Here is a 17235-nt window from a genome sequence, read left to right as displayed (position 1 = left end):
GATGGAAGCAATCCGTTTCGAGGAAACGAGAATGCAATCGTGGAAGGTGAAAAAACTTTTCAAACGACTTGCGCCGCTTGCCACGGACTTAAGGGACAAGGTCTTGTAGGACCGAGTTTGATGGACCGAGAATGGATCCACGGATCGACCGATTCCCAAGTTTATATTAACATCATGAAGGGAATCGCTAACGACAAAATAAAACTGGGAAGAGGCCCTATGCCCCCGCATGAAAACTCTCTCGGTTCCGAAAAAGTGTATCAAGTGATGGCTTGGATTGCGTCTCAAAACGCAAGTCTCAAAGCGGTCCGTTAAGTTTTTTGTGGTCATCTCCAGACACATTTCCGGTAAAATTCGTTCCGCAAGATATCTTGTGGAAGCGGTTTTAGTCCCATTTTATCTTTTTCTTCCTTGGTTGCGTTGGGAAGAACATCCTCTGATCCGACTCGACATTCCCGGAAGAAAATTTTATCTACTCGGTAACATCTTCACACCTCAAGAAGGTTTTTATCTTCATCTTTTTCTGATCGGAATGGGTTTATCCCTTTTCTTCTTTACAACATTGATTGGAAGAGTCTGGTGCGGTTGGGCCTGTCCTCAAACCGTGTTTACGGATCTTTTCGATTTCATCGGAAGAACGATTCTCGGTTCCAAGTATGGAAAAAAAGACGCTTCTCTCTTCGGTAAGATCCTTGTTCATAAACTGTGGATTTTTTTCAGCTTACTAGGATCTCTTGCTTGGATCTCTTATTTTGCGGATCCATATGAAATGATAAGCGACATTCGTTCCTCCTCCTTTTTGACAAATCCTCCCACTTGGATTTATTTTACGTTGTTTTTTACGGCGACTTTGTATCTTGATATGGCGTTTGTAAGAGAACAATTCTGCAAGTACGCCTGCCCTTATGCGAGATTTCAGGCCGTGATGATGGACTCGGATTCGATCAACGTCACCTACGACTTCAAAAGAGGGGAACCGAGACGAAAGGCAAAAATTCAAATCGGAGATTGTACGGCATGTAATCTTTGTTTGGTGGTCTGTCCCACCGGAATTGATATCCGAGAAGGAGTAAACATAGGTTGCATCTCCTGTGGCAAATGCGTGGACGCATGTACAAAAACCATGGGTAAAGAGGGCAAGAAAACACTGATCGGGTATATGTCCGAAAATCAAGCCAATGATCCGAAGACCGAGATCCGTTGGATACGACCGAGAAGTTTTATTTACGGAATCTTACTTCTTTGCGTCTTAGTAACTTCCGCCGTTCTGCTCTACAACAGAATTCCATTGTACGCGAACATTCTTCCCGACCGAATCATACAACCGATGGAAATTCCGGGAGAAATCGTAAGAAACTTTTACAACGCTCAACTTTCGAACATGACGTTTGAAAATAGATTCTTAAACGTTTCTATAGAAGAAAGTACTCTCCATTCTCCGATTCGAATTCTTTTGGGAGGAACCCAAACTCCTTCCGTTGAAATTCAAGCCAATAGCGCGCAAAACTTTAGAATCATCTTGGAAACGACCTTAAAATCATCGGACCGTTCCCAAACCTCTCACCAGATTACTTTGAAAATTACCGACTCAAAAAACAAAAACTATCAGCTGAAAAAAACAATTCCGTTTCGGATTCCCATTTCGATTCAAAACTAAAGGAAAAACTTATGGCCCTTCATAAAAGTATGAGACTCGCATTCACTTGGATCTGGATCGCGTTCATTGCATTGATCTTTGCAACCGCAGTTACGATTCGATATGCAAACGCGAACTATACAGGGCCGATCGAAAGAGAATATTACGAAATAGGATTGAATTACGAAAAATCCATCTTAGAACAAAGGAAAATGCTCGAAGAAGGATACCATTACGAAAGTATTTTATTTTCCCCGAATCCGAATCTAAAACTCGGAAAGAATCCGATCCTAATTCGATTTTTAAAATCCGGAATCCCAATCAGCGGAGCCAAGATCCGAGTTCAAATCGAAAGATCCGCAACTGATCTGTGGAATCGCTCCTTCCTTCTGGAAGAAGACCCTAAAACCAAGGGGAATTACCTCGGTGTCTTGGAATTTTCGGCAATCGGACCGTGGGTTTTAAGCGTCAAAGGGGAAATATCCGGAAGAAGCCTAAAAAAAACAGAAAATCTGAATATTCAATAAACAACATGGAAGCCCTCGTAGAAATCGAAAACCGTTGCTATCACTGCAACACTCAGATTCGATCCGAAAAAGAAAAGATATACGCAAAATTAAAAGGAAAAACGGAATTGTTCTGCTGTTTCGGATGCAAATCTCTTGCAACCCTACTTGTAGAAAACGGACTCACCCGCTTTTACGATCTTCGAGGATCGGAAATCTTAGAACCCGTGTCTTATGTAGGACCGAACCCGGAAAATCTGGAAACAGATTCGACATATCAAGAATACGTAATACAAAAGGAAAGTGGAATCTGCGAAACTCTGATTACGATCGGAAAAATCCATTGCTCCGCCTGTGTTTGGTTGAACGAACGAGTTGTTTCGGAACAAACGGGAGTTTTAGAAACAAGAATCAATTTTGCAACCGGTAGAATGAAATTGGTTTACGATCGAAATAGAATCGATCTAAACAAAATTTTTTCTTTGATTCGAAATATCGGTTATGAACCTGCCTTATATTCCCCTCTTAAGGCGGAAACAAAAGCTGGTCTTTTTTCTAAAGACCTTTTCCTCAGAATGGCGGTCGCCGGATTTTCCTGGGGAAATATTATGTTGTTCAGTGTAGGACTTTACACCGGATATTTTTCCGGAATCGAAGTCGAGTTCAAGCGTTTGTTTCATTTTGTATCCTGGGTCTTTGCAACTCCCGTTTATATCTATTCGGGTTATCCTTTTTATAAGGGAAGTGTGGAATCGATCAAAAGAAGAATGTTGTCTATGGACATATTACTGTTTTTAGGAGTTTCACTGGCTTACTTTTATAGCGCTTATGTAACGTTAAGCGACAAAGGGGAAGTTTACTTCGATTCTGTCTGTACAATCTATTTCTTTGTATTGATCGGAAAGTTTCTGGAATCCACGATTCGTTTGAAAGCGGGAAGAAAAATCGGAGAACTTCTATCCGCGCTCCCGGAAGAATACACAATCGTTCAAGATCGCAGACAAATCTCAGTATCCCCTAGCAAAATCCAAAAAGGAGATAAAATTCTACTCAAAAATGGAAATCGAGTTCCCGTAGACGGAATTTTAGAAACGGAAAACGCTCATTTCGACGAATCTTTTCTCACAGGAGAATCCAAACCTGTTTCCCATAAAAAAGGAGATTCGATTCTATCCGGCTCTCTTTGTCTCAGCACGAACGTTTTTGTCACCGCGACCACGACGGTAAGAGAAAGTACACTTTCCAGGATTTCGTCATTGGTCGAAAGCGCCCTTCAATCAAAACCAAAAATTCAAAGAATCACCGACAAACTCTCTATCTACTTCACCTCAATCGTCCTTCTACTTGCAATTGCAACTTTTAGTATATTCTGTTTTTATTATGATAATGCGGAATCCGCAATCCTCAATACAATCAGCGTTTTGATCGTGGCCTGTCCATGCGCACTCGGACTCGCCGTTCCCACTGCGTATGTAGCAGGTAATCTACTCTACGGAACAAACGGAATTATAGTTAAAAATCCAGACTCCATGGAAATTTTAAGTCACGCCGATCGAATCTATTTTGATAAAACAGGGACCTTAACTTTCGGAAAATTATCCATTCGAGAAGAGTGGTTTTTAAAACCAGACGATTCTCTCCGAGTTTATTCGATTCTACTTTCGATGGAATCCAATTCCACACATCCTCTCGCAACCAGTTTAATGAAAGAAATCGAGAAAAAGCTTCGGCAAAAGAATAAATCTCCGATTCCAATTTTTTGGAAAAAAATCCGAGAAGTCCCCGGAAACGGAATCGAAGCAGTTTCGTTAAACGGAGATCAGACGTATAAAATCGGAAACAGAAAATTCGTTTCTAACGGCAAAGATTCACAGGACGGAAAGATTTATATCGGAGTAAACGAGAAACTCATAGCGAGTTTCCGTTTGGAAGATACCATTCGCCCCGAAGCAAAAGAGACGATTCAAAAACTAAAATCCAGGATTGGTTTTTTAGGAATCCTTTCCGGAGATTCCAAATCCAACGTCCAATCACTTGCCTTTTTTTTGGATCTGAAAAATTCCTTCTATGAATTGAAACCGGAAGAAAAGCTGAAAGTCATAAAACAAGCACAAGATAACGGAGAAACGGTCGTGATGGTAGGAGACGGAATCAACGATTCCGCTTGTTTGGCGGCGGCGAACTTAGGAATTTCGATGGGAATCGCCTCCGATCTGTCCATAGACAAATCAGATCTTGTATTACTTTCCAACCGATTGGATTCTCTAGTGTACGCTATTTCCATATCCCAGAAAACGAGAAATATCATATTTCAGAATATTCTAATATCCTTAATCTACAATTCGATCATGATTCCTTTGGCCGCTTTTGGTTTTATGCTTCCTGTCATCTGTGCGGGATTTATGACTCTCAGCTCTCTTTCCGTAGTCCTCAATTCCATCTCTTTACAATGGAGAAGCAAATCATGAACGCATTGTATCTCACGATTCCTATGGCAATGCTGATAGCACTGGGAGCATTGGTTGTATTCCTCTGGTCGTTAAAATCGGGTCAGTACGAAGATATCGAAGGACCGAAATACAGAATGCTCTTCGACGACGAAGAATCAAACATCGGTAAACCGAAACAGAAAAAATTTCATGCAGACTGAACTTTTTCTAACCACGATTTCTGTGGCATTTCTCCACGGAATCACGAGTTCTCTACACTGCCTCGGGATGTGCGGACCCTTCGCCGGAACCTTAAACCTCTATCAAAAAGAAGCGAGATTCAAAACGAATCTTTTCTACAACTTGGGAAGATTCTTATCTTATTCTACGTTAGGCGCCATTTTGGGCTTTGTGGGCTCCGGGCTCAATCTCGCAGGAAATATAGTTTCCCTTCGGGAATTTGCGGCGGTAATCTCCGGAATTTTCGTCATTGTCTTCGGGCTCAGGCTCTTACAAAACGCCGGTCCCGAACGTTCCGGAGTTTATCAAAAAATTCTCAACAAATTTGCCGCCCCTCTCATCATTTCGCTCAAACAAGGTAAAAATCTTTCCGGTATCCCTTTGGCGTTCGGAATGGTAACGGGACTTCTTCCCTGCTCGGCTTTGTATCCTGCTTTCAGTTTGGCGCTTGCGACCGGAGATATAGGATATGGTTCGATCATAATGTCCGTATTCTTTTTGGGAACGTTTCCGGCTCTTTTTCTTTTTGGAATCGGATTTCAAAAACTCGTCTTGAAACTTCCTACAAACGCAATCAAATTCGCCGGAGTTGCGGTGGTCTTTATCGGAATTTCTATGATCTTTTTCCGAATGAATCATACGCATGCGGAACACAAATATTCCCTAGACCCAAACAAAATCAAACGGCCCCCTTCCCAAAACGAAGAACATTCTCACCATCATTGACAAAAATTCTTTCCAAACATTCAAGTTTTCTCGAGAGATTTCGATTGTAAAAAGGGACGATGACTTCTAAACTGAAACCCCGGATGAGCGATTCCCTCAAGAATTTCACGGATTCCCTTTTAAAGGATCTGGAAGAAAACGAAAACGGATTCTTCAAAATAGAAAATGAAGATGGGCTTGCGTACCTTTCCGTTTTTCCCGCCGGCAAAAAAGGAAAGCCGGTCGACTCCAAAGAAATTTTAAGAAGAATCGAGCTTTTTCGGATCACGGAAATTTCTCCCGTAATCATCCAAAATCTTGCTCTCAAATCGGACGGCCTTTCGCATCTTATCGGAAAATGGCCCGGTAAACCGGAAAGTTCTCGGATCGAAATTGACATCTCCGAAGATCGTATGAAAGCCTATCTCATTTTTTATCCTCCCAAATACGGCGGTAGAATCTTAAACTCCGAACAAATTCAGGAATCGATTCGGCAGAGAGGAATCCAATTCGGAATTCGAGAAGAAATCATCGATACACTTTCCGAAGAACCGGAGTATGGAAAAAAAATTCTCATTGCAGAAGGTGTGCCTCCGGTTCCTGGGAAAAACGGAGACATACGGATTTTATTCATTCATCCGGCAGTTCCGAATTTAGAAGAGGATGAGTATGGTAGAGTAGATTTTAAGAATATTCAAATTATACAAAGTGTTTCTAAGGATCAAAAACTTGCGGAAAAAATTTCTCCTCTCCCGGGAAAAGAAGGAAAAAACGTATTCGGAGAAATTCTTCCCTACGATCCGGGAAAGGAAGCAGAATGGAAACTCGGCGCAAACGTTAGACTATCTTCAGAAGGAACTTTTGCCACTTCCCTGATCGACGGAAGACCGATCTTGGATCGCCAAGGAACCATACGAGTCGACGAAGTTTGTCATTTGGAGAACGTGGATTTTTCCACGGGAAACGTTAATTTTCCCGGAACCATCATTGTGGAAGGTTCGATCGCGGACGGTTTCACATTGGAAACCGAAGGATCCATCATCGTCAAAAAATCCGTCGGAAAAGTTTTTCTAAAAGCCGGAGGAGATGTCGTTTTATCCGGCGGATTCATGGGAAGAAACGGCGGTCTCATCGAATCCGGATCCGATATCTATACTCGTTTTGTGGAGCAAGGGAAACTACTGGCAAAGAACACGATCTTTATTGAAGAAGCGTCGATGCACTCCGAACTTGTGGCGGGAGAATCCGTTTTCATTCGGGGAGGCAGAGGAGAATTGATCGGTGGAAGTTGTGTGGCGGGCAAATCGGTCATCTGTACAAAATTAGGCGCCATCGCGGAAACAAAAACGTCCGTTTCCGTAGGAGTACGTCCCGAACTTCTAAAAGATCTAGAAAAACTTCGCAACGAAGTTCAGAAAAACCAAGAGATTTTAAAAAAGGTAGAACAGAGTCTCGCGAAGTTAAACGAAGATTCCCAAAGAAGACAACTGACTGCCGAAGAGAAGGAAAGTCTTCCGAAACTTTTGGCGATCAAACAGAAATATTCAGGAATTTTAAATAACCTTCTCGAACAGGAACAATCCATGATTATTGGTTTTGAACCGGACAAGGATTCCTACGTAGAAGTGGAACAGGAAATTTTTCCCGGAGTAGAAATCTATCCCGGTAAAGGCAAAAACTTTAAAGTTCGTCTCAAAGAGATTCCAGGACCTTCTTTTGTATTTTTAGGAAACGACGGAAATGCCCAGATCACAAAGGTAAGGCCCAAACGATTGGGAATATTACAGGAAGAGAATTAATCAACCTTATTAACAATCGATCCCAAGGCCACATTCATTCTCCTATTTTTTTAAGGATGATTTGTTAGGAGCGTTTGCAAATTCACCTTCTTTCGAATGATTTTCAATGCAAGTACATCTACAATACAGTTCGTAAGTGGTAAACGAGCATTCCAGTATTTATGTTCAAACGCCTTGTCGATTTCACTCGTTCCAACCTTGATGCTTTCTTCTTATATTCTTTTCTGCGACGATAAGTTTTTTTTCTTAGGTTTACTTTTTGGTTTTGGCTTGGGAAGTTCCTCAGCCGTAATTTTGATCAAAGTACTGATCCATTCTTTATTTTCAAATTGGTCTGAAATCAGAAAACTCGGCTTTGCACCCGGATAGGCCGACGCTTCCTGTACGTCTCCAATCCATTTTCTACCACCTTCGGTGGGTTTTACAAAAAGACGATTATCGCAGATCAAAGCTACAATTTTGTCGTCGCAATAAATCGCATATTCTCCAAACATTTTTTTGGACACGATTTGCCCCGCGCTTTTCATTTGATCCACGATAAAATCTACAAAACTTGGATCCGACGACATTTTTATTCTCCTATTCTTATCAACGCTTCACCTAACTAAAATTAGGTTCTTAAATCGCGTCACTCGTCTTTCGATGACTGAAACAGTTCCTGGCAGGAAGGAATCCCCCCGCCCTCCATTTCTTCACAAGGAACTTTGAGAAGGTCTTCCATGCAGACTTTCACTTTGGCAATCTGCGCATCCGTAACTTTTTCGTATTCGTCGGGTAGAATGTTCTGATCCTTCTGTTCTTCCATACACTGATCCACGGAATACGCGGCGTTTTCCGAAGTTTTTTCCGAGGCAGGTAAGGTTTCCAAATAACGACTCGCGCATTCGGCCGTTTTCGTACAAAGACGAGTGAAATAGTCCTTGCTGAGTTTTTGAACGTCTTCTCTGGAAATGGAAGGACCTTTTCTACAGGTAAAAATGAAAAGCGGGATCGAAACAAAAATAAAAAACCGTAAGATCATTTGCGGCGAAACGTTCATTTCAATTTTGTAAGAATCAGTCTGTTTCCCTCCGGCAGGGATTGATCCAGATAAAAATGATCCGTGAGTTTTTTCACGAGATAAAGACCGATTCCTTCCTCCCGATAATCATTCGGCTCATATCCTCTGATTTCGGAAAGATTTTTCTGACTTCCGAAATCGCGAATTCGAATTTCTATACGATTGTCAAAGAGGCTGATTTCCATGAAAATCGGTAAATTTTTTTTGCCACTGTAAGAATGTTTGATTACATTGAGAAGGCATTCTCCAACTGCGAGCTTGAGATCGGCAGAATCGCTCGTGGTAAATCCGTTCTCGAACGCCAGGTTATAGATCAGATTTCGAATGATGGAGAGATAACGAGGATGGGAAGGAATCTGCAATCGAAACAGATTTTCTAGATTTTTCTTTTTCCCGGAATCCATTTCGGCTTTAATTCAATTTTTTTAATCAAACAACATGGAATTTTCGAAAGCAAAAATCCATTTTTCGATCGTTCTTATTCCAATCACTTTCTCAAATTGAAAGACCCAAGAATGAGGGACTCACAGAAAACTTTTTCTTTTAAAATCCGACTTTTATCCTCTAGGATGAAATTTCTTATGAACTTCTTTTAAAGTTTTATTCGCCATGTGAGTATAAATCTGCGTCGTGGAAATATCGATATGGCCCAAAAGTTCCTGAACCGATTTCAGATCCGCATGATTTTCCAACAAATGAGTTGCAAAGGAATGTCTGAGAGTATGCGGAGTCACTTTTTTGGAAATAGACGTCCTTTTTATATAGTGGTTCAAAAGTCTCCAAACGGATTTACGATTGATATAAGAGCCTTTTTTAGAAACGAAAAGATACTCGCAGTTTCTCGCTTTGAGAATAAAAGGCCGACTCTGCTTCAGATAACGATTCATTATGTCCAAGGATTTTTCTCCAAACGGAACCAATCTTTGACGTCCTCCCTTTCCCTCCACTGTCAGAATCATTCCTTCCAGATCCATGTCGCTTAATCTTAAATTGCAGGCCTCCGAAATTCTAAGCCCCGAGGAATACAATAATTCGAAAATACATTTGTCTCTGAGTTCGTAGAGGTTATCCTCTCGTATACTCGCGAACAATTCCTCGATCTCGTCCTGTGTCAGGTAATCCGGGATGCTTCGCATCACCTCGGGAGTTTCGATCTTCTCGGTCGGATTGGTATCGAGTTTTTTTTCGTCCTTTAAAAACTTGTAAAACTGTCGAATTGCAACCACTTCTCTCGCTATCGTTTTCGAACTGATCTTGCGGTCCCTTTCCTCATTTAAAAAACGCATAATATCATTCGCCTGAACCTTTAGGAAATCTATATGCTCTTTTTCCAGAAAATTCTTAAACTTGTTCAAATCGTATCCGTAAGAGTAGATGGAGTTGTCACTTAATCCCTTTTCTACGGAGAGATATTCCTGAAAATTTTGAAGTAGGTTGTTATGTGAAGATGTCACTGTTTTTAGTCCCGTCTAAAATGTTTAACAAGTATTAAATCCTTCGGACATTTCCCCTCAGGAGAATTAAACTTTTTTATGTTGCCTAATGGGTTTATTGGAAAATTCTAATCGAAACCCTAGACAAATACGGTCTAAATTTTCTTTTTTTCTAACGATGAAAGTAAAAACTTCTGTATTTATGAGACCCAATATCCGATACATTTTTTTCTTTTTTCTCATGTTGCTCTTCTCCGTTTCCTGTTCCTCCGACGAGGAAATAATCTGGAACGCAAGAGATTCTCTTTCCAGAGGAAACACTGCGGAAGCAATGCGCCTTTACGAATCGATTCTTAAAAAAAATCCGACCCATTTGGAAGCGAACCGCACTCTCGGAATGATTCTCGCAGACAGCGGACTCGCTCTCAATTCCGCAGCGTTCTATTTGGAAAAGGCAGAATCTTCTCTTCCCGGCGATTCTTCCCTTTTACTTTATCTTCTTGAAATTCATTTACAAGAAAAAGATAGGGATAAAACGAAAAGAATCCTGGAAAAAATTTCCAAATCAAAAGATAAAGAAATGGAAAGTTATGCAATTTTTCTAAAAGATTGCCTTCTTGAAAAAAAGAAAAACGGATCAGAATTCAACCGATTTAAGACGAGCGCGATTCCAACCCTTCTGCCTCCCGCAAGACGTTTGTTTTTGAAATGCGAGCTTTCCCTTTACAGCGTGTCTCACAACTCGGGTTTCATAAATCATAATAAACTCAATTTGCTTTTCTTATTCAATTCCGATGAATCGCTCCCAAAGCTTAGTATCTCAACTCTTAGAAGTTGTTCGATAAGTCGTTCTTTTTTGTGTTTTACTTATTCTACAAAGCGCAAACTTTCTCGCGTGTCCACCTCATGAAATCGTTTCCATATCGTAAAATCATTTTTCTTTTTATCTTTTGCATCGCGTTAGGCGAAATATTAATGAGAATGTTTCCTCCCGCAGGCCTCATTTACAGGCTGAAAGATAAACAAGTCCACTGTATCGAAGAGTGGGAAATTCCGGAAATCATGCTTTGTCCGAATTCCGATACAACCCTACCTCATCCTGCTGGATTTACGTTTCGAGTAAGGGTAGAGGAACACGCTGAAAGAATCGTTTCGGAAGAAAAAGTAATCCCCGGAGCAAAACCGGAAGTATGGTTGTTGGGAGATTCGATCGCCTACGGTTTCGGACAAAACGATTCCGATACGATCGCTTGGAAATTGCAGGAAACACTCAAATCCTACGGAATCCAAGTTCGAAATCTCGGAGTAGACTCTCTCGGTACGAGCGGAATTCGAAGAAAAATGGAGAGAACGATTCTTTGTAAGGACTTTGCAAAGAAGGATTGTATTCTACCGAAGGCAGTATTTTGGATTTATCACCCTTCGGATCTGCAAGACGTGTATAGAGAAATTTACTTAAGAAATTCAATCTATGGAAGATGGTTCTTTCTAGCCTCCGTCTTTTTATCCAGATACAGCGCTCTCTATAATTACTCCAAAATTCAAAACGAAAACAGGAGATTAGAAAAACTCCGTAAAAACGGTCCCGAAACGATTCCGGAAACTCTTAACGACTACCCGGACGATCATCCGTCCTTCCATGAAATGAGAATCTTTTTCGATACTTGCAAAAAGCTTAATATTCCCTTAACCGTGGTTTTATACCCAAATGGTTCCCATTCCTTGACCCCTCTTCCATCCACTCCCTTGCTCGATCAAGTCAGGGAAATCGCAAAACACAAAGGGATTCCAGTTTTAGACACAAGACCTGACTTCATTCGGGAATATAATCAAAACAAAACCGACTTTTACCTTCAAAATGACGGGCATCCAAACGCAATCTCGGCAAAGTTGATCGCTGATAGAATTTCAGAAAAAATTCTTAGTCAATCATTTTGATTTGATTATTTATTTCGATTTTATCCTCAAAAAAACTATGAATTCAGTGCGTGATACAACATTAAATTAACGTGAGTTCGGCGTAAGAAAAGTTTGGGCGAATAAGAAACTAAAGTGCGACGACTCCCCTGAACTCAGGCGCAGAGCTTTCCTGAACTCAGCAAACACCTTCCTATGAGTCGGTGTTTAGGTCGCTCTGCGGGTCGTCGCAACAGCTCACAAATTTCATAGATAAAATGGCTCGCGGACACAAACACATGAACAAGTTCCTATAAAAAAGCTATAAAACAAGAATCTAAATTCAAAACTGAAAATAGAGAAACGGCTGACTTACCGTCACGCTGTAAAGAATGAAACCAATAAGTATCATCATTCCCGCCAAAGGATAAACGACCCAAGGTTTATTTTGAAGATCTTCCATCCAAGTCCGTCTTTTTTCCTGAAGATAATCGGCTCCGAATAAAATGATCACCGCCGACAAAACCGCAAACGGAACCTGCAAAGTCTGGCCATTCTCCCAGGAGAAAGTTCGCTTAACAATAGCAAACGCAAGTTCCAAACTAGTGTTGTATCCGTATTCCGGAGACGCTTTGGCTCGAAAGAAAAACATAGAAAAGGAAAAGATAAGAAACGAATACGTGTATTTGACCCAATCCGGAATTTTATCCCAACCGCTTTTTAAAGTGGAAAAAGAAAAGATAAATCTTTCCAACACCATCACAAACGCGTGGCAAGCTCCCCAAATGATAAAATTCCAATCCGCTCCGTGCCAGATACCGCTTACAAAAGTAGTAATGAACACGTTGAAGTACGCTCGGAAAACACTCACTCGATTTCCGCCTAAAGAAATGTAGATATAGTCTCTGAGCCAGGAGGAAAAGGATATATGCCATCTTCTCCAAAGTTCCGTTACGGTCTGAGACAAAAAAGGCCTCATAAAGTTTTCCGGAATGGAATATCCTAGAATTCTTCCGGTTCCGATCGCGACATCCGAATATCCGGAAAAATCGCAATAGATCTGAAAAGAAAATAAGAACGCCGCTAAGATTAAAGAAAGAGAATCATAAGCGCCCGGATTGGCGAACACCGGATCCACGGTCAGAGAAATCGGATCGGCAACGAATGTTTTTTAAAAAGGCCCCAAGACAGTTGCCTAATTCCGGGAAGAAGATTTTCTTTTTTATAAGTATAATTCTCCAAAAATTGATGGAGCATATCCTGAGCACGAATGATCGGTCCCGCGACAAGCTGGGGAAAAAACGAGAGAAAAAGTCCGAACTGAAAGAGACTTCTTGCCTGTCGAACGGTTCCACGATACACGTCCACCGCATAGGAAATCGCCTGTAGGGTAAAAAACGAAATACCCATCGGCAAGATCGCACCCGTTGAAGAAATGTAGGCAGGATCGCAAGGTTTTGAATTCGTAAATACATTCAAAGCATGGATGGAAAAATCCATATATTTAAATAGATAGAGAAGAAGTAAGTTCCCCCAAACGGCTATATTCAAAAAGAATAATTTTAAAAATTTAGAACGGGCGGTTTCCATTCCTTTTACCGCGTAATACGTCAAAACGATCGAATAAATCAGAAGAAGAACAAAAGGAATTTTGAATATAGCGTAGAAATACAAACTCGCTACCAAAAGCCAAAACCGTTGAAATTTTGCCGGAAGCCAAAAATAAACGCAAATTACGAGAGGGGCAAAAACAAGATATTGAACCGAATTAAAGAGCATTTTTTTCCAATTCCTTGAGCTGTTTTTCCAAGGCCCATCTTGCCCATCGGTTTCCGAACACGGTCAAATGTCCGTCTTCGGGAATAAAATAATCCCGAATCCCTGAAAACTTTTTACCTTTTGCGGTTTCAATCACTTCTCCGCACATCTCCCCGGTTTCTTTTCTAAGTTTAAGCACAGGGATTTTCTTCTTTTCAAAATAAGCCGCCGCTCGAAGCGCATAATTCTCCAAAGGATGATAGAGTCCCCGATTTCTGCAAAAGATCTCTTCTACCTGGATCGGCATCAAAACCACGATCAACCGAATCCCTTGCGATCTTGTGTATTCCACCATTTCGTCATATGCCTGTTGTGTGATTTTTGGAAGAGGTTCCAGAGAACTAAGAGGCGGTTCTTTCTCCCGACAGGAAAAGTAATCCGGAATCGGTTCGGGACAATATTTTCTTTTATATTCCTCTTTGCTCAGAACATCTGGACTAGGAATTGCAATTACATTCGATTTTTCGAATGTAATTTCCTTGGCAGGATCGCATTTTGTTTCCGAAATTTTAAAAAAAGAATCCCTCATATACTTTGCGGGGGTTTGTTCGGCGGTAGAAACGGAGGAAAGTCCGGTAGAATTCCATTCCGATCTCAAGCGAAACAGAGCAAATCCATATTGGACTTTTAATTGTTCAAAAGCCAGTTTTAAAGCTTGAAGCGTATAAGAGGCTCTGGAAAGTTCGAATTGAATCCTAAAATTTCGGTTAAAATTCGAATCCCGATTTCGAATCTCGTCTATCTCGTCATCCGATAATATTCCTTTCGCCCTAAGTTCTTCCGGAATCGTAAAGTCGTTTCCTGAAACGAAAAAAAGAACTTCTTTTAGATTCTTTAATTTTGGAGCCATGTCTTTCAATCTTCGAAGCGCTCCTAAGGAACCGTATGCGTCCACCGCTAGATTTAAAGTCTGCCTTGCCCCACCTTTTAACTCGATCCCGTTCAACAGATGACAAAATGTGTCTTCATCAGAAACTCCAAAACCCATCACAAGACTATCCCCCAAACAGGCGAGTTGGGGTTTGTTCAGATCGGGTTCTTCCAAGCCTCTCATCCCGAGAGAATTGGTTCTGAACCTTCCTTCCCATTTTCCGGTAAAATGACGGATGTAAATATCCTGATCCGGCGCGAGATCCACGTAATAAACCGGATTGTATCTATGGAGAAGTTTTTGATCTCTATAAAATTGAAGAGAGGGACTCTTGAGGAGATTGAGAAGAATTTCCGTTCCGATCAAAACGAGAATGAAAAATACAAGGGCTCGTCCTGCCCAGGAGAAAAATCCTTTCATGGATAGAGGAAAGGTTGGAATACAAGGCTTGTCTGGCAAGCGAATTCTATCTTTCTCCTTCAAGGTCAAAATCAACTAGTGATGATTTTGTAAGTAATTCAAACGCAAATCCAAACCTTTCTCATCCGTCAAAACCGTAGGAGCGTTTTAGTGGATAGAGGTCAGGAGTCAGGGTGATTTAGGGGTCTGTGAAGTTAATTCCGTTTGAGACATTCTTTAAAATTCGCCGAAAGAGAAAAACTTTCCAAATTCTCCCTCGAAAAAAGGATCTGCTTTACAACGTAAGAGTCTAAAAATAGATCAAGTTTAGAATCATTCTAATTCGAGGAAATCATGGCCCACAAAATTGTCATCATAGGTTCCGGACCGGCCGGGCATACTGCCGCGATTTATGCAGCCAGAGCAAACTTAAATCCGGTGATGTATGAAGGATTTATGGCGGGCGGAATTGCCGCAGGCGGTCAGCTTACAACCACTACCGAAGTCGAAAACTTTCCCGGTTTTCCGAATGGAATCGACGGCACCCAATTGACCCAACTCTTCCGAGAACAATCCGTCAAATACGGAACTAAAATCCTGACACAAACCATCACTAAAGTAGATTTTTCCTCCAGGCCGTTCAAACTCTGGTCGGACGAAGAACTTATTGAAGCCGAAGCGGTAATTATAGCAACCGGAGCCACCGCAAGAAGAATGCACGTAACCGGCGAAGACACCTATTGGCAAAGAGGGATCTCTGCCTGTGCGGTTTGCGATGGAGCTCTTCCGATTTATAGAAACAAAGAACTGGCCGTCGTAGGCGGCGGAGATTCGGCAGTAGAAGAAGCCTCTCATTTAACGAAATTTGCTTCTAAGGTATATTTGGTTCACAGGAGAGACTCTCTTCGCGCATCCAAAATTATGCAAAAGAGAGCGACCACTCATCCCAAAATCGAAATCATCTGGAACTCACAAGTCAAGGAAGCAAAAGGAGATGGAAAAAATCTCACCGCTTTGACTTTGGAAGACACGATGAGCGGTCAAAAAAAAGAACTTTCAGTCGGAGGACTTTTTTACGCAATTGGCCACAAACCGAATACGGATATTTTCAAAGGAATTTTAGATCTGGATGAAAGCGGTTATATCAAAACCGTACCCGGTTCCACTAAAACGAGTATCGAAGGAGTTTTTGCCGCAGGAGACGTTCAGGATAAGATCTATCGCCAGGCGGTCTCCGCCGCGGGTTCCGGCTGTATGGCCGCACTCGATGCGGAACGTTGGCTCGAGTCCAGAGAAGGATAAGAATTTTAAAATATTCTTATCCATTTAAAAAGATACTTAACGTTCGATCGCGTATCTAGATGAAAACTTGGAATACTATCACGGCCGCTCCACGAGCCTTCCTCTTCTGTTTCGAATATCATAAATATAGAATGTGATTTCGGGAAGTTTTGAAACGGCGGGAGACGGCTTCTTCTTTTTCGATTCTTCCTTCTCTTCTTCCAAAGAAACGATCATCACCAATCTTTCCTTGCCGGAAGAAGGAAGAAATTTTTCCAAAGAGTATTTTCTCGGAAGAATCCCTACAAGAGTAGCACCGATCGGATTATACACAAAAACCTGTTTTCGATCTTTTTGATTTAAGAATCCGTCCTTGTTCGTATCTTCCGTCATTCCGATCAAGATGAGATTTTTTCCCGTGGAAATTCCAGGCGCCAAAACCGAATCCAATTCGACTTCTTCAGTCGTTTCTCCGGCTTCCTTTTCTTTGTCCGTACCTGTAAAGTAATCCCAAATGTAAACGTTTCGGTTAAATAATTTCCGATGATTTCCGGATTCTAAATCGATTACGGTAAGATTTCTTGCGTGATTCAGGTTTTTTCTGTAACCGGCAACCGTTTCTCGAGAAAGTTCAAACGGATAAAAAAGATAACGTTCCCAAAGAACCACAGAATGATTGAACAAGTCCCCGCTCCTATCCGCGGGAGTCGTAGGGTCTTCTTTGGAGGAGCCAGATTCCACCAACTCCACCCCCCTGTCTAAAATGAACCAGCTTTTGGAAAGAGTAAAGACGAGAATCCCGACGACGATGACCCCGAACGTGTAAACTCCCAGTCGAATTTTTTCCATGAGTAGAAAAAAGCCCGGGAAAATACTAGGTCAATGAAAAAAAGTCAATGAAAAAAGAATCTATTTTAACGTGAGTTCGGTATAACAAAATGCGAAAGCGATTATATGTTTCGACCCGTAGGGAGAAACATTGAGTTAAATTCCAAAGGAATTGGAGCATTATGTTGCGATCGTAGGCAGCAACATTGAGTTAAAGCGCGGTCGCGAGCCATTTTATCTATGAAATTCGCGAAGCTGCGACGACGATCCGCAGAGCGACCTAAACACCGACCCATAGGAAGGTGTTTGCTGAGTTCAGGGAGTCGTTGCACTT

At 41.4% G+C, this 17235-nt stretch carries 16 protein-coding genes and 1 pseudogene (1 of these 17 only partly in view); 10 read left to right on the top strand and 7 right to left on the bottom strand.

The window, feature by feature from the left end:
* The 7 genes from LEP1GSC062_RS17595 to LEP1GSC062_RS17565 form a co-directional block, all read left to right on the top strand.
* Window positions 1–315 carry the 3' portion of a cbb3-type cytochrome c oxidase N-terminal domain-containing protein gene (locus LEP1GSC062_RS17595; protein ID WP_010578234.1) on the top strand. The gene continues 219 nt to the left of window position 1, outside the view, so only the last 315 of its 534 coding nucleotides appear in the window; the start codon falls outside the window, past its left edge; its stop codon occupies window positions 313–315.
* Between the two features lie 7 nt (window positions 316–322).
* Window positions 323–1657, top strand: a complete 1335-nt coding sequence (gene ccoG / locus LEP1GSC062_RS17590; RefSeq protein WP_010578235.1) for a cytochrome c oxidase accessory protein CcoG — start codon at window positions 323–325, stop codon at window positions 1655–1657.
* A gap of 11 nt (window positions 1658–1668) precedes the next feature.
* The gene (locus LEP1GSC062_RS17585) at window positions 1669–2163 is read left to right on the top strand and encodes a FixH family protein (RefSeq protein ID WP_020984957.1); all 495 of its coding nucleotides are present in this window, start codon (window positions 1669–1671) and stop codon (window positions 2161–2163) included.
* 5 nt (window positions 2164–2168) lie between these two features.
* Window positions 2169–4610 (top strand): heavy metal translocating P-type ATPase, encoded by a 2442-nt coding sequence (locus LEP1GSC062_RS17580; RefSeq protein WP_020984928.1) that lies wholly within the window; start codon window positions 2169–2171, stop codon window positions 4608–4610.
* Window positions 4607–4792 carry a cbb3-type cytochrome oxidase assembly protein CcoS gene (gene ccoS / locus LEP1GSC062_RS17575; RefSeq protein ID WP_002616725.1) on the top strand — a complete coding sequence of 62 codons (186 nt, stop codon included), beginning with the start codon at window positions 4607–4609 and terminating at the stop codon, window positions 4790–4792. The genes LEP1GSC062_RS17580 and ccoS overlap by 4 nt, the downstream gene beginning before the upstream one ends.
* Complete coding sequence (locus LEP1GSC062_RS17570; RefSeq protein ID WP_010578237.1) at window positions 4782–5537, top strand: sulfite exporter TauE/SafE family protein; 756 nt, start codon at window positions 4782–4784, stop codon at window positions 5535–5537. Before ccoS ends, LEP1GSC062_RS17570 begins: the two co-directional genes overlap by 11 nt.
* A gap of 83 nt (window positions 5538–5620) precedes the next feature.
* Entirely contained in the window at window positions 5621–7315 is a 1695-nt protein-coding gene (locus LEP1GSC062_RS17565) for a FapA family protein (RefSeq protein ID WP_020984999.1), read from the top strand.
* A 212-nt stretch (window positions 7316–7527) separates the two neighbouring features.
* On the opposite strand, the gene LEP1GSC062_RS17560 is transcribed toward LEP1GSC062_RS17565, so the two are convergent.
* The 4 genes from LEP1GSC062_RS17560 to xerD all read right to left on the bottom strand — a co-directional run bounded on the left by LEP1GSC062_RS17560 (window position 7528) and on the right by xerD (window position 9829).
* On the bottom strand, window positions 7528–7884 hold the full coding sequence (locus tag LEP1GSC062_RS17560) for a TfoX/Sxy family protein (protein WP_020984954.1): 357 nt from the start codon (window positions 7882–7884) through the stop codon (window positions 7528–7530).
* A gap of 59 nt (window positions 7885–7943) precedes the next feature.
* A complete protein-coding gene (locus LEP1GSC062_RS17555; protein WP_020984933.1) occupies window positions 7944–8354 on the bottom strand; it encodes an LA_2478/LA_2722/LA_4182 family protein in 411 nt (136 codons plus the stop codon).
* Window positions 8351–8779, bottom strand: coding sequence for an ATP-binding protein (locus LEP1GSC062_RS17550; RefSeq protein ID WP_020984844.1), 429 nt, complete (start codon window positions 8777–8779; stop codon window positions 8351–8353). The genes LEP1GSC062_RS17555 and LEP1GSC062_RS17550 overlap by 4 nt, the downstream gene beginning before the upstream one ends.
* 153 nt (window positions 8780–8932) lie before the next feature.
* Window positions 8933–9829 (bottom strand): site-specific tyrosine recombinase XerD, encoded by an 897-nt coding sequence (gene xerD / locus LEP1GSC062_RS17545; protein ID WP_002722782.1) that lies wholly within the window; start codon window positions 9827–9829, stop codon window positions 8933–8935.
* A 97-nt stretch (window positions 9830–9926) separates the two neighbouring features.
* On the opposite strand from xerD, the gene LEP1GSC062_RS17540 reads away from it, so the two are divergent.
* Window positions 9927–10718 (top strand): tetratricopeptide repeat protein, encoded by a 792-nt coding sequence (locus LEP1GSC062_RS17540; RefSeq protein ID WP_244265128.1) that lies wholly within the window; start codon window positions 9927–9929, stop codon window positions 10716–10718.
* On the top strand, window positions 10715–11746 hold the full coding sequence (locus LEP1GSC062_RS17535) for an LA_2486 family SGNH/GDSL-type esterase (protein ID WP_010578241.1): 1032 nt from the start codon (window positions 10715–10717) through the stop codon (window positions 11744–11746). The genes LEP1GSC062_RS17540 and LEP1GSC062_RS17535 overlap by 4 nt, the downstream gene beginning before the upstream one ends.
* Before the next feature lie 301 nt (window positions 11747–12047).
* Here the strand turns inward: LEP1GSC062_RS17535 and LEP1GSC062_RS17530 are convergent.
* A pseudogene (locus tag LEP1GSC062_RS17530) lies at window positions 12048–13483 on the bottom strand (MBOAT family O-acyltransferase).
* Entirely contained in the window at window positions 13473–14813 is a 1341-nt protein-coding gene (locus LEP1GSC062_RS17525) for an LA_2490 family SGNH/GDSL-type esterase (protein WP_020985014.1), read from the bottom strand. Before LEP1GSC062_RS17525 ends, LEP1GSC062_RS17530 begins: the two are co-directional and overlap by 11 nt.
* Window positions 14814–15146: 333 nt before the next feature.
* Here LEP1GSC062_RS17525 and trxB point away from each other — a divergent pair, with 333 nt between their 5' ends.
* Entirely contained in the window at window positions 15147–16094 is a 948-nt protein-coding gene (gene trxB, locus LEP1GSC062_RS17520; protein ID WP_020984916.1) for a thioredoxin-disulfide reductase, read from the top strand.
* Between the two features lie 78 nt (window positions 16095–16172).
* On the opposite strand, the gene LEP1GSC062_RS17515 is transcribed toward trxB, so the two are convergent.
* Window positions 16173–16922, bottom strand: a complete 750-nt coding sequence (locus LEP1GSC062_RS17515) for a hypothetical protein (protein WP_020984924.1) — start codon at window positions 16920–16922, stop codon at window positions 16173–16175.
* Between the last annotated feature and the right edge of the window lie 313 nt (window positions 16923–17235).

Source organism: Leptospira alexanderi serovar Manhao 3 str. L 60 (assembly GCF_000243815.2).
Lineage (GTDB): Bacteria > Spirochaetota > Leptospiria > Leptospirales > Leptospiraceae > Leptospira > Leptospira alexanderi.
Note: the sequence above shows the minus strand (reverse complement) of the source record. Positions and strands in the feature narration are given on the sequence as shown.